We start from the raw sequence: 12,441 nt of genomic DNA on the forward strand, positions 1-12,441 counted from the left end.
AATGCTCGGTCCCGAGGACGTCCGCCGTATCGCGCTCTCCTTCCCGCTCACCGCGGAGAAGGAGCTGTGGAGCATCCCGACCTTCCACGTCGCGGGCCGGATGTTCGTCACCGTGCCGGACGACGGGACGTCCTTCGCGGTGCGCTGCCCGCGCGCCGAGCGGGCCGAGCTGATCGCGTCCGAGCCGCGCAAGTTCTGGGTCCCCGCGCACGAGGCGCACTCCTCGTGGGTACGGGCCCGGCTCGCGGCCCTCGACGACCGGGCCGAGCTGCACGACATCCTGCTCGACTCCTGGCGCCAGGCTGCCCCGCCGGACGCGGAATCGCCCGACTAGGAACGCAGAAACGCGAGTACCGCCAGCACCCGCCGATGGGTGTCGTCGGTCACCGGCAGGTCCAGCTTCGTGAGGATGCTGCCGATGTGCTTGCCCACCGCCGCCTCGGACACGACGAGTTCGCGCGCGACGGCGCGGTTGGAGCGGCCCTGCGCGAGGAGGGCGAGCACCTCGCGTTCGCGCGGGGTGAGGCGTTCGAGCGGGTCGCGGCGGCGCCGCAGCAACTGCCGTACGACCTCGGGGTCGACGACCGTGCCGCCCGCCGCGACGTCCTCGACGGCGGCCACGAAGTCCTCGACCTGGCCGATCCGGTCCTTGAGCAGATAGCCGACGCCGCCGCCGTCACCGGAGTCCAGCAGGTCGACGGCGTAGGCGCGTTGCACGTACTGGCTGAGCACCAGCACGGGCAGGTCCGGGCGTTGGGCGCGCAGCGCGACCGCCGCGCGCAGGCCCTCGTCCTGGAAGCCGGGCGGCATCCGGACGTCGGTGAGCACGATGTCGGGGCGGTGCCCCTCGACCGCCGCGACGAGGGCGGGGGCGTCGCCGACCGCGGCCGCCACCCGGTGGCCGAAGCGGGTCAGCAGGCCCGTCAGGCCGTCCCGGAGTAGAACGCTGTCCTCGGCGACGACGACGGTCAGTCCGCCGGTCGGGACGGTCGGCACGGGATCTCCACTCGCAGTCGGGTCGGACCGCCGGGCGGGCTGGTCAGAGCCAGTGTGCCGGACACCACGGCCACCCGGTCAGCGAGCCCCGCGAGGCCGCTGCCGCGCTCCGGGTCGGCCCCGCCGCACCCGTCGTCGTCCACGCAGAGGGTGAGCAGGCCGCGCGCCCAGCCGCCGGTGATCTCCGCGTGGGTGGCGCGGCTGTGCCGGGCGATGTTCGCGAGCGCCTCGCACACCGCGTAGTACGCCGCCGCCTCGACCGCGGGCGGCAGCCGTACGTCCAGGTCGAGCGTCACGTCGACGGGCACGGGGGAGCGGTCGGCGGCGTCGGTGAGGGCCGCCGCGAGGCCGTAGTCGGCGAGCACCCGCGGGTGGATGCCGTGGATGAGGTCGCGCAACTCCGCGAGCGCGGCGCCCGCTTGCTCGTGGGCCTTCGCCAACTGCTCGGCCAGCGGCCCCGGCGGCGCGTCCAGCCGCGCGAGGCCCAGCGTCATCGTCAGCGCGACCAGCCGCTGCTGCGCGCCGTCGTGCAGGTCGCGCTCGATCCGCCGCCGCTCCGCCTCGAAGGAGTCCACCAACCGCACCCGGGAGCTGGTCAGTTCGGTGATACGGGTCTGTGCGTCCGCCGGTACGATCAGGGCGCGGGCCGCCGCGGCCCGGACACCCGCGGCCGCGCCCACCGCGTAACCGCCCGCCGCCAGGCCCAGTACACCCAGCAGCGCCACTCCCACGGCGGGCGGCCAGCCCTCCACCGTCCAGGACTTGAGCACCTTCGTCGACGTACCGCCGTTCACCGCGAGCATGACCGGCGCGGCGAGCAGCGCGCCCGGCACGAGCACCGCACCGACCAGCACGAGCGCGTCCAGCGGCCACAGCACGAGCGCGAGCAGCGCGGCGTACCCGAGTTCGCGCCACGTCGCGCCCTCCCGGGCCCGCGTGAGCGCCCAACTCCCCGGCCCCGTCACGGGAGGTGCCCGGTGCGGCGACGGCGCGGGCGCCGCGTCCACCAGCCGCAGCCGGCGCCGCTCCACCGCCCCCACCGGGATCCCCGCGAACGCCGCCAGCGCCAGCACCGGCAGCCCCACCAGCACGAGCGACAGGGCTCCGCCCACGGCCAGCAGCAACGCCAGCGCCACCAGCGTCAGTACCCCCGCGGGCACTCCCGCGACCATGTACGCCGCCGCTCGCCACGGCCACGCCGACACCAGGAAACGCCCCCTGGCCAGGGCCTGCCACACAGTTCGGTCACGCATCCGCCCACCGTAGGAGCGCGCCCCCGGACCCCGCGACCGGGCGGGCCCCACCTCCGGGGTAGTGCCAGGCATACCCCGGGAAGTCGCCCCAGCCGTGATGTCCCCGCCGCCCGCGCCGAGTTGGCTTGTCGACCATGAACGACGACGTGCTCACCCTCCACGAGGTCAGCCGGACCTACCCGGCCGCCGGGGGTACGGTGACGGCGCTCGACAAGGTGTCCCTGCGCTTCGCCCGCGGCACCTTCACCGCTGTCACCGGACCCTCCGGCTCCGGCAAGACCACACTCCTGCACTGCGCGGCAGGCCTCGAACGCCCCACCGCCGGACGGGTCGTGCTCGACGGCACCGACCTCACCCGGCTCCGCGACGCCCGCCTCACGCGGCTGCGCCGCGAGCGCATCGGCTTCGTCTTCCAGGCCTACAACCTGCTCCCCGGACTCACCGCCGCGCAGAACGTCGCCCTCCCCCTCCGCCTCGCGGGCCGCCGCCCCGCCCCCAACGCCGTCCACGACGCCCTCACCGCGGTGGGCCTCGCCGACCGCGCCCACCACCACCCCGCCCACCTCTCCGGCGGCCAGCAACAACGCGTCGCCCTCGCCCGCGCGTTCGTCACCCGCCCCGCCGTCCTCTTCGCCGACGAGCCCACGGCCGCGCTTGACGCTCCCGCGGCCGAGCACGTCCTCACCCTCCTCCGCGACATCGCCCTGGCGGGCCGCACGGTAGTGATGATCACCCACTCCCCGGCGGCGGCCGCCCCCTACATCACCCACACAATCGCCTTGGCGGCGGGCCGAGTCACGCAGGGCTCCCCGTGCTGATCCCTGCGGGTGCCCTGGGGGGTGCCTCTTGCGGTGGCCTGTCCGCCTTCCCGCCGCGGTGGCTGGTCGCGCAGTTCCTCGCGCCCCTGGGGGGTGCCTCTTGCGGTGGCCTGTCCGCCTTCCCGCCGTCGTGGCTGGCCGCGCAGTTCCTCGCGCCCCTAAAAACGCTCGCCCTCCCGCCACACGTCACCCTCACCGGCAGGCAGCCGCCATACCGGCCGGAGGGGGACGGTACGGGGGTGCCCCCGCAGGAATGCGCACCTCGCCGGTTGCCAGTTCGGGGAGAGGTCGGACGCGCATTCCGAGGAGGTGCCCCCGTGGCGGCACCCGACCCCAGCCCCCGGGCAGGGGCGCGATGCCCCGCCGGGTACACCGGGGGCGCGTGGGGGTACCTCCCATGCGCAGCCTTGGGGGAGAACTGCGCGAGCAACCACCCACGCACCCGCACCCCGCCACCGGCGGAACGCCGCACCCCCGACCGCCCACGGCCACCGGCGGACAGGAAACGCAACAGCCCAACCCCCAGCCAGGTGACCCCGTGACCTCATCCCGCCCCCGCTGGGCCACCGTGGTGGCCCTCCTCACCGCCGGCACCCTCATCTGCGCCCTGCTCCAGGCACTGGCCAGCGCCCTCGCCGGCCCCCCAACCGCCGCTCCGGAGCGCTTCGCCCGCGCCCGGGCCGTGGTCAGGGGCGACGCCACCCTGCGCGTCAGCACCGCGCACGGCACCCGCACCACCGCCCTCCCGGAGCCGCGGGCCCTCCCGCCCGCCCTGCTCGATGAATTGCGAGCCCTCGGCCACGTCGTCGAGGACCGCTCCTTCGCCGTACGCACCACACGCAGCGGCGCAGCCCCGCTCACGGGCCACCCCTGGTCCGCCGCCCCGCTCGGCGGCTACCGCCTGACCGGCGGCCGGGCCCCGCAGGCCCCCGACGAGGTCGCGGCCACCGGGAGTTGGGCCCCGCCCGGCACCACCCTCCGTACCGCCCACGGCACATTGCACGTCGTCGGCACCGTCGAAGCCCCCCACCCCTTCGAGCACGCCCTCTTCTTCACCGACGCCCGCGCGGCCCAACTCAACCCGCCCACACGCCAAGTAGCGGTCGACGCCGACCCCGCCGCGGTCCGCCGCGCGGTCGAGGCGAGCGCGCCCGGCGCGACCGTGCTCACCGGCGGAGCCAGACGCGCCGCCGACCCGCATGCGGCGGCGGACCGTACCGCCCTGACCGGCGTGGAGGTCGTCCTCGGCACAGCCGCCGGCGTCACGGGCTTCGTCGTGGTCTTCGCTGTGTCGTCCGTGACGGCCCTCGCGGTGGCGGCGCGCCGCCGGGAGTTCGGGCTGCTGCGGCTCGCGGGCGCGACCGCGGGGCGGTTGCGCCGCCGCGTCCTCATCGAGCAGCTGCTCCTCGCGATCCCGGCTGCGGCGGCGGGCTGCGCGCTCGGCGGGGCGTACGGGGCAGGGGTGTTGGCCCGCTGGATGGTCGACAAGAGCCTCGCGCCCGCGTGGTTCGCCGCGGACACGCGCGGCCACCTGTGGCCGTACCCCGCCGCGATGGCCACCGCGGTCGCCGCCGCGCTGTGCGGCAGCGCGGCCGCGTCCTGGCGCGCGGGCCGCACCGCACCGGCGGAGGCCCTGCGGGAGGCGGACACGCAGGTCCGCGCCCTGACCCGGGGCCGCGCCCTCGCGGGCGGCGCGCTGCTGGCGACGTCCCTCGGCCTGGCCGCGTACTCCCTGTACGCCGACCCCGCGGGCCCCGCCGACCTGCTGCACCGCAAGTCGTACGTGTCTCGTCCGATGCTGCTGGTCGCCGCGGCGGCGGCGCTCTCGCCCGCGCTGGTACGGCCGTTGCTGCGGCTGCTGGGCGCGCACGGCAGGCTCGTCCGGGCGCAGGCGGCCGCGGCGGCCCGGCGTACGGCCGCGGTGGCGGCCCCGGTTGTGGCGGTGGTGGCGCTCGCGGGCGCGCTGCCCGGCGCGACGGCGACCGTGAACGCCGCGAAGTCCGCGGAGATCGCCCGCGCGACGACCGCCGACCTCGTCCTGACGGCGGCGGGCGGCCTGGACGCCACCGAACTGGCCCGCGTCCGCGCCGCGCCGGGCGTACGTACCGCCTCCGCCGCAACCGCCGCGTCCGTCACCACCCTTGAGGACAGCGTCGCGCTGATCCGCGCGCAGGGCTGGGCCGTTGACCCGGCGACGCTGCCGGACACCGTACGGCTGCCGGTCGTCGCGGGCCGCCTCGCCGACCTCGACGACGGTTCGATCGTCGTCACCACGGAATGGCAGCGGCACACGGCCGGCGAGACCGTGACCGTATGGCTCGCCGACGGCACGAAGCGGCGGCTGCGGATCGCCGCCGTCCTGGCGCAGGGCACGGGCGACAACGGCGTCTACCTCACCCCGCGCAACGCCCCGCCCGGCGCGGCCCCCGCCCTGGTCCGCATCCGCCTGGCCCCGGGCGCGTCCCCGGCGGCGGTGACGGCGGAGCTGCGCCGCGCGGTGCCGGGCGCCGATGTCCGTACCGGGCCCGCGTGGGTACGGGCGACCGCCCCGCACGCCACCGCGGCCACCCGCCTCGGCCTCGCCCTGACCCTGGGCATCGCCCTCCTCTACGCCACCCTCGCCCTCGCGACCGCCCAGGCCATGTCCACCGCGGCCCGCACGCGCGAGCTGACCCTCCTGCGCCGGTCGGGCGCGACCCGCCTCCAGCTCCTCCGCCTGACCGCGGCCGAATCGCTCCTCCCCGTCGCGGTCGGCGCGGCGATCGGCCTCCTGGCGGCGGCCCTCGACCTCGCCACCCTCCACGCCGCCCTCTCCCGCCTCTCCGTCCCCCACCCCCTGGCCCTTCCCTGGCGCGAGCTGACCCTGACGACCACGGTGTGCGCGGCGGCGGCGGTCGCAGCGACCGCGGTCCCGGTCCTCCTCCACCTGCGCCGGACCCGGGCGCGCCCGTAGAACCGTTCGCGCTGGTCAGGGCCTGTGTCAGACCCCACCCCTACTGTCAAAGCAGGACAGAACGATCTCAGGGGTGGGGCACATGGGTTTCTCGGGAACGCTGGTCTTCTGCCGCAGCGAGCGTCCGCTGGCGGAGGCGGAGGTCTTCGACACGCTGCAGGAGGAGGTCCGGGAGGAGCTGGTCGCCAACGGCGAATGGTGGCCACGACCGGGGGGTTGGCGGACGGCGAGCGTCGGCGGGGATTACTGGGACGAGGAGATCCTGCGCGAGATCGTCGAGTGGTCAGGCGCTCCGGCGTGCCTGGGGTACGTGTACGACAGCGACGTCGTCTACGTGCGCGGGCTGACCCCGGGCGGGCAGGAGTGGGGGGCGACCGTGGGCATGGAGATCGCGGCGGGACTGCGCGTCGAGCCGCCGGACGATCTGCCGGGCGACCCGATCTCCTGGTATTCCTCGGCCGAATGCGCGGAGGCGATCGCCCGCAAGGTCGCCGAGTTCGACGCGGACGTCCCCGGGGACGCGCGGGACGCGCTCGCGTGGGCGGCGGCGGCCGGCGTCGGCTCGGGCGTGGAGGCGGCCGCGATCGAGGCGCTGCTGCGCACGACCCCGGACCCCTTCGCGGAGGAGCTGTTCTGCGACCTGCTCGACGCCCTCGGCTTCCCGCCCGCGCAGGTGCCGATACCCGCCGAGGTGCCGATACCCGCCCCGTAGCCGGGACCGCCCCCGTACGCGTACGGCTGACGCGGGCCTGCCCGTACGCGAACCCCCCACGCGCAGAACCCCGCAGGCCCCGCCCGGCGCGGAGGGCGCGGGGCGGGGCCTGCGGGGTTGCGGCAGGGGAGGCCGGGAGGGCCTCAGGGGCGGGTCGGTGTCCGGCCCGCGGGGTGGATCAGTGCTCGACCCAGCTCGTCCAGGACATGTTCCAGCCGTTGAGACCGTTGCTCGGCGGGATGGTCTTGTCCGGGGAGTTGACCACCGTCACGACGTCGCCGATCAGCGAGTTGTTGTAGAACCACGCGGCCGGGGTGCTCGGGTCGTTGCCGCCCTTGACGTCGTGCAGGCCGACGCAGCCGTGGCTGGTGTTCTCGTGGCCGAAGACCGAGGCGGGGCGCCAGTAGTTGCCGTGGACGAAGGTGCCCGAGTCGGAGAGCCGCATGCCGTGCGGGACGTCCTTGATGTGGTAGGCGTTGCCCAGACCCACGGTCTGCGAGTCCATGTCCACCACCTTGGACTTCTCCTCGATCACCATCTTGCCGTTGTAGGTGGTGTTCTGCGCGTCGCCGAGGCTCGCGGGCAGGGTGCGCAGCACCTTGTTGCCGCGGTAGACGGTGAGCGTCTTCGCCTTGTTGTCGGCGACCGAGGTCTGCGAGCGGCCGATCGTGAAGCTGACGTCCTTGTACTGCTTGCCGTAGGTCGTCTTGGACATCTTCACGCCGTCCAGCTTCAGGTGCAGCGTGACCTTGGTGCCGGGCGCCCAGTAGGCCTCGGGGCGGAAGTCCAGGCGCTGCGCGCTGAACCAGTGGCCCTCGACCGGCACGTTCGGCTCGGCGGTGACGGTGATCGCGTGCCGCACGTCGGCCTGGTTGGTGACGGCCTTGTTGAAGTGGATCGACACCTCCATACCGACGCCGTACGTGGCGTTCGCGGCGACGTTGAAGACGCCGTAGTTGGCCGTCGAGTCGGTCGGGGTCAGGGTGGTGAAGGCCGACTGCGTGGTGGCCTCCTTGCCCTTGGCGTCCGTCGCGGTCGCGGCGACCGCGTACTGCGTGCCGGTGCGCAGGTTGCTCTTCGGCGTCCAGGTGGCGCCGTCCGCGGAGATCGTGCCGTCGACCGCGGTGCCGTCCTTCGCCGTCACCGCGACCTTGGTGAGCTTGCCCTGCGCGGCCGCGACCTTGAGCGCGCCGGACGTGTCGACGCCGGTCGCGCCGTTCGCCGGGGTCACGGTGAGCTTGGCCTGCGAGGCGTTGTCCGCGGCCTGGCCCTGGGCGGCGGAGCCGTTCTTGCCGTCGGACGAGTCGGAGTGCGCGTCCGCGTTGCCGCCGCAGGCCGCCGCGCCGAGCAGCACCGCGCCGACCGCGAGCGCCGTCATACCGTGCCGGAGGCGCCGCCCGCGGGTGCCGAATATCCGTGAAGTGCCCGATATCGCCCGGGTTGTCCAGCCGTCAGGCGCGGCCGCCTCCGCCCCGGTGGCGGTGTCGGCCGCCGTCTTGTCCGTCATCACTCTCGTGTCTCCCCATTTCCGCAAAGGTCGCACTCTAGGAGACCGCATTCCCGGTCCGTGGTTGCGGCTGTTGCATGACTGATACGTCACGTTCCTGTGTGCGACCTGACCAGGGCGGTTCCTGCCCCGCCCGGACCGCCTTCCCGACTCTCCCCGCCGCCGCCGTGTCCGAAGCGTCGGCTTACGGGTGAGCTGCCGCACGTACCGCTGACGTCGCCCGCGACGGGCGGCGCCGGTCCCTGACCGTTGAACCGGCCACCTCGCCGTTCCGGTTGCCCTCATCGTACGGACGTTCGGGGCGGCGGGTTCGTTCCGTAAACGTTGCCGGTTGTCTTGACACGCCGGATGCGGGACGGGACGCTCCTGAGAGCGCTCTCAGCACTCCCCAACCCGGCAGCGCGCCACGCACGTTGTGCTGCCGCCCCCCACAGGAGAAGGAGTACGTTCCGCATGTCGACGACAGACATGAGAGACATCTCAGGCATCCGGGGCAGAACCAGCAATTCCCCGCAGCGGCTCTTCCGACGCCTCGGCGTGGGGCTGCTCGCCGCCGCCGCGATGGCGGCGGTCACCTTCACGGGATCCGGCCCGGCCTCGGCCGCGCCGACCGCCGCGAAGCCCGCCGCGCAGCCCGCGGCCGTCGCCCCCTCGGCGGTCCCCGCGGCTCCGTCCGGTTTCACCACCACCTGGAGCGACGACTTCAACGGCGCCGCCAACACCGGGCTGAACACCGACACCTGGCGTTACGACGCGGGCGCGGGCTGGACGTTCGGCACCGGTGAGATCGAGACGATGACCAACAGCACGTCCAACGTCTACACCGACGGCAACGGCCACCTGGTGCTGCGTGCCCTGCACGACGGCAGCGACCCGGCCACCGGCTGGACGTCCGGCCGCGTCGAGACGCAGGCGGACGGCTTCGGCGCGCCGCCCGGCGGTGTCGTCCGGATGCAGGCCTCGATCCAGCAGCCGAACGTCTCGACCGCCAACGGCGCGGGCTACTGGCCCGCCTTCTGGATGCTCGGTGCGCCGCTGCGCGTCGGGGTGACCTGGCCGGGCTCCGGCGAGGTCGACATCATGGAGGACATCAACGGCCGCAGCTCCGTGTTCGGCACCCTGCACTGCGGTGTCGGCTCGGGCGGCCCCTGCAACGAGACCACCGGCATCGGCAGCGGCGAGCGCGCCTGCTCCGGCTGCCAGACCGGTTACCACACCTACGCCGTCGAGATCGACCGCTCGACCTCCCCCGAGCAGATCCGCTACTACCTCGACGGCGCGAACTACTTCACGATCAACTCCAACCAGGTCGACGCCGCCACCTGGGCCAACGCGGTCGACCACAGCTTCTACATCATCTTCGACCTGGCGATCGGCGGCGGCTTCCCCGCGGCCTTCGGCGGCGGCCCCAACGCCGCCACGGTCTCCGGCGGCCAGATGAACATCGACTACGTGGCCGTCTACAACAAGACGCCCGACCACGGCACGAACATCGCCAAGGGCAAGCCGACCACGTCGTCGTCCAACGAGAGCGCGCAGTTCCCGGCCTCCAACGCGACCGACGGCGACGTCACCACCCGCTGGTCGAGCGGCTTCTCCGACCCGCAGTGGCTCCAGGTCGACCTCGGCCAGAACTACAACCTCAACCACGCGACCCTGACCTGGGAGGCGGCGGCTTCCTCCGCCTACCAGTTGCAGACGTCGACCAACGGCAGCACCTGGACCACGGTCTACAGCAACAACAACTCACCGGCCGACATCCAGGACACCAACCTGAACGCGACCGCCAGATACGTCCGGGTCTACTCCACCGCCAGAGCCTCGGCGTACGGCAACTCGCTGTACGAACTGGCCCTGTTCGGCACCCCGACCTCCGGCGGCGGCGACCCGGGCGGCCCCGGCCAGGCCACCCTGCTCTCGCAGGGCAAGACCGCCACGGCGTCGTCCAGCGAGAACGGCAGCTTCACCGCGCCGATGGCGGTGGACGGCAACACCGGCACCCGCTGGTCGAGCGGCTTCACCGACCCGCAGTGGCTCCAGGTCGACCTCGGCGCGAGCCACACCGTCAGCCAGGTCGTGCTCAACTGGGAGACGGCGGCGGCCAAGTCGTTCCAGATCCAGACGTCCAACGACGGCACCAACTGGACGAACATCTACAGCACGACGGCCGGCACGGGCGGCACCCAGACGCTGAACGTCAGCGGCACCGGCCGCTACGTCCGGATGTACGGGACGGCCCGCACCACGCAATACGGCTACTCGCTCTGGGAGTTCCAGGTCTACGGCACCTGATCCCCCGCCCGCACCGCACGACGGACGCCATTCCGGCCGCTCCGGTACGCCTCCCCGCGTACCGGAGCGGCCGCCGTGCGTTCCGCGCAGGGCACGTACAGGGCAGCGGAGTTGAGCGGTCAGGCCCACGGCCAGCGGGCGTCCCGCCCGGACTCCAGCCGGGCGATCATCCCGTAGGCCTGGTCGGTCAGCCCGCCGAAGGTGTGCCGCCGCCCGCTGCCGGACGGGGTGGCGCCGGGGGCGTAACCGGCCATGTTCCACATGTAGACGGGGACGTCGACGGGCACGAGGGCGTCGATCTCGGTGGGCGGCATGCCGCCGTGCGAGGCCCCGTTGGAGGGAAGCCAGCCCCTGCGGGTCTGCTCGTCGGTCACCACCACGATCCGGTCGTGGCCGTCGAAATGCCGCTTCACCGCGGACGGGATGTCCGTCCCGTCGTGCCGCCCGAAGGACTCCACCAGCCGCAGCACGCTGCCGCCCTTCGGCACCGGCAGCTCCTTGCTGGCGATCCCGAACTCCACGAGCGTGGGCGCCTGCGCCCGCACCGCGAGAGCCGCGCCGAACACCGCCGCCTGCTCGGCGAGCGGGATGTCGGAGCGGTTCGGGGTCGAGAAGGGGTAGCCGGGGAACATCGAGGGCGAGCGGTCCACCAGGATCAGCGAACGCCCCGGCAGCGAGGGCACATTGGCGAGCGAGAGGGTCAGCGCCTGCTCCAGCGCAGCCGCCCACCGCAACGACGCGGTGTGCTTGTACGCGGCCCAGAAGCGGTAGGGCAGCATGCGCGAGCGCGCGACCTCCGCCGGGTCCGACAGCCTGCGGGCGACCTCCTCGGCCGCCGCGTCGCCGACCCCGGCCTCGTCGAAATTGCGCAGGTTGCGCACCAGGGCGAAGACGCCCATGCCGGGGATCACCGCCTCCCACGCCGCCGCGTCCATCGGGCCCTGCAGCCAGCCCGCGAGCGCCTCCCAGGACATGGCGGCCGCCGCCAGCCGCTCCCTTCCTCCGGCGGAGCGCACCAACTCCCGCCGCCGCTCGACGGGTTCGGCCAGCAGTGCGGCCCTCGCCCGTACCGTGCGCAGCACTTCGGGGATCTCGGCGCCGCGCCCGTGCCGCCGGTCGAGGGCGTGCCGGAAGAGGTCGCCCTGCCACGGCGCGGCCGGCCGCGGGTGCGTCAGCTCCAGGACGTCGCCGAAGCGGAAGGCGGCGCCTTCGGTGTCGTACCGCAGCAGCGCCCGCTCGGTGTAGAGCCGCCGCACCGCGTCCGCGATGCCGCGCTTGACGGGTTGCGGCACGAGCCGCCCGTAGCGCGAGATCCAGTACGCCAGCAACTCGCCCGGCTCGTCCGCGCGTTGCAGCACGCTCGCGACGACGGCCCGATGGGCGGCGGCGCCTTCGGCCGGGGCGGCGTCCGCGCCCGCGCCCAGCCGCGCGTGCACGTACTCGGCCGCGCCCACCAGCGCGGCGGTCCGCAGGTGGGCCTCCTGCCGCAGCCAGCCCAGCAGCGCCGCCGTCCACGCCGGGTCGGTGACGGCCAACTCCCGTACGAGCGAGGCGTACCGCTCGTCGCGCGCGTCCGCCTGCTCGTAGAAGGTGTCCATGCCCACGTAGTTGCCGGCCGCGAGCAGGAACAGCTCGGACCGCGCGTCGCGCGCGTAACCGGACGCGCCCTCGTACGTCGCGACCCGCTCCCCGGTCGTCCGCACCGGCGAGCCGACCGCTGCCGCGGCGGTGCGGCGGGTGTTGAAGCGAGCCATGGCAAAGGCCTCCCGAGATCGAGTCGGCGACGGTTTCTGGGCCACGAGGGACCCATTCGCCCCATGGGGGCAAATTCGACAAAGGAAGTAACCGCAACCTGCGCACCGGGAGGCCGGGCCTGACGTTACCCGCCCCTCCCGGCGGCGGCACCCGGT

At 74.1% G+C, this 12,441-nt stretch carries 9 protein-coding genes; 5 read left to right on the forward strand and 4 right to left on the reverse strand.

What is annotated here, in order from left to right:
• Position 1: 1 nt before the first annotated feature.
• Positions 2-334, forward strand: a complete 333-nt coding sequence (locus ACH4SL_RS00165; RefSeq protein WP_398440995.1) for an MmcQ/YjbR family DNA-binding protein — start codon at positions 2-4, stop codon at positions 332-334.
• On the opposite strand, the gene ACH4SL_RS00170 is transcribed toward ACH4SL_RS00165, so the two are convergent.
• Complete coding sequence (locus ACH4SL_RS00170) at positions 331-996, reverse strand: response regulator (RefSeq protein ID WP_398440997.1); 666 nt, start codon at positions 994-996, stop codon at positions 331-333. The genes ACH4SL_RS00165 and ACH4SL_RS00170 overlap by 4 nt on opposite strands.
• Positions 969-2,249 carry a sensor histidine kinase gene (locus tag ACH4SL_RS00175; RefSeq protein ID WP_398440998.1) on the reverse strand — a complete coding sequence of 427 codons (1,281 nt, stop codon included), beginning with the start codon at positions 2,247-2,249 and terminating at the stop codon, positions 969-971. The genes ACH4SL_RS00170 and ACH4SL_RS00175 overlap by 28 nt, the downstream gene beginning before the upstream one ends.
• Before the next feature lie 134 nt (positions 2,250-2,383).
• Between ACH4SL_RS00175 and ACH4SL_RS00180 the strand changes: the two genes are divergently transcribed.
• The 3 genes from ACH4SL_RS00180 to ACH4SL_RS00190 all read left to right on the forward strand — a co-directional run bounded on the left by ACH4SL_RS00180 (position 2,384) and on the right by ACH4SL_RS00190 (position 6,732).
• Entirely contained in the window at positions 2,384-3,067 is a 684-nt protein-coding gene (locus ACH4SL_RS00180; RefSeq protein ID WP_398440999.1) for an ABC transporter ATP-binding protein, read from the forward strand.
• Positions 3,068-3,605: 538 nt separating this feature from the next.
• Entirely contained in the window at positions 3,606-6,020 is a 2,415-nt protein-coding gene (locus tag ACH4SL_RS00185; RefSeq protein ID WP_398441000.1) for an FtsX-like permease family protein, read from the forward strand.
• A gap of 82 nt (positions 6,021-6,102) precedes the next feature.
• Entirely contained in the window at positions 6,103-6,732 is a 630-nt protein-coding gene (locus ACH4SL_RS00190; RefSeq protein ID WP_398441001.1) for a hypothetical protein, read from the forward strand.
• A 178-nt stretch (positions 6,733-6,910) separates the two neighbouring features.
• Here the strand turns inward: ACH4SL_RS00190 and ACH4SL_RS00195 are convergent, their stop codons facing one another.
• Positions 6,911-8,110, reverse strand: a complete 1,200-nt coding sequence (locus ACH4SL_RS00195) for an Ig-like domain-containing protein (protein ID WP_398441863.1) — start codon at positions 8,108-8,110, stop codon at positions 6,911-6,913.
• Positions 8,111-8,692: 582 nt separating this feature from the next.
• Here ACH4SL_RS00195 and ACH4SL_RS00200 point away from each other — a divergent pair.
• A complete protein-coding gene (locus tag ACH4SL_RS00200) occupies positions 8,693-10,531 on the forward strand; it encodes a discoidin domain-containing protein (protein ID WP_398441002.1) in 1,839 nt (612 codons plus the stop codon).
• 119 nt (positions 10,532-10,650) lie between these two features.
• Here the strand turns inward: ACH4SL_RS00200 and ACH4SL_RS00205 are convergent, their stop codons facing one another.
• A complete protein-coding gene (locus ACH4SL_RS00205) occupies positions 10,651-12,285 on the reverse strand; it encodes a TROVE domain-containing protein (protein WP_398441003.1) in 1,635 nt (544 codons plus the stop codon).
• Positions 12,286-12,441 lie beyond the last annotated feature (156 nt).

Origin of the sequence: Streptomyces sp. NPDC021020 (assembly GCF_044333285.1) — a bacterium.
GTDB lineage: Bacteria > Actinomycetota > Actinomycetes > Streptomycetales > Streptomycetaceae > Actinacidiphila.

Coding starts and splice junctions, on each gene's coding strand:
- ACH4SL_RS00165 (WP_398440995.1), top strand. CDS start 2: ATGCTCGGTCCCGAGGACGTCCGCCGTATCGCGCTCTCCTTCCCGCTC.
- ACH4SL_RS00175 (WP_398440998.1), bottom strand. CDS start 2,249: ATGCGTGACCGAACTGTGTGGCAGGCCCTGGCCAGGGGGCGTTTCCTG.
- ACH4SL_RS00180 (WP_398440999.1), top strand. CDS start 2,384: ATGAACGACGACGTGCTCACCCTCCACGAGGTCAGCCGGACCTACCCG.
- ACH4SL_RS00190 (WP_398441001.1), top strand. CDS start 6,103: ATGGGTTTCTCGGGAACGCTGGTCTTCTGCCGCAGCGAGCGTCCGCTG.
- ACH4SL_RS00195 (WP_398441863.1), bottom strand. CDS start 8,110: ATGACGGCGCTCGCGGTCGGCGCGGTGCTGCTCGGCGCGGCGGCCTGC.
- ACH4SL_RS00200 (WP_398441002.1), top strand. CDS start 8,693: ATGTCGACGACAGACATGAGAGACATCTCAGGCATCCGGGGCAGAACC.
- ACH4SL_RS00205 (WP_398441003.1), bottom strand. CDS start 12,285: ATGGCTCGCTTCAACACCCGCCGCACCGCCGCGGCAGCGGTCGGCTCG.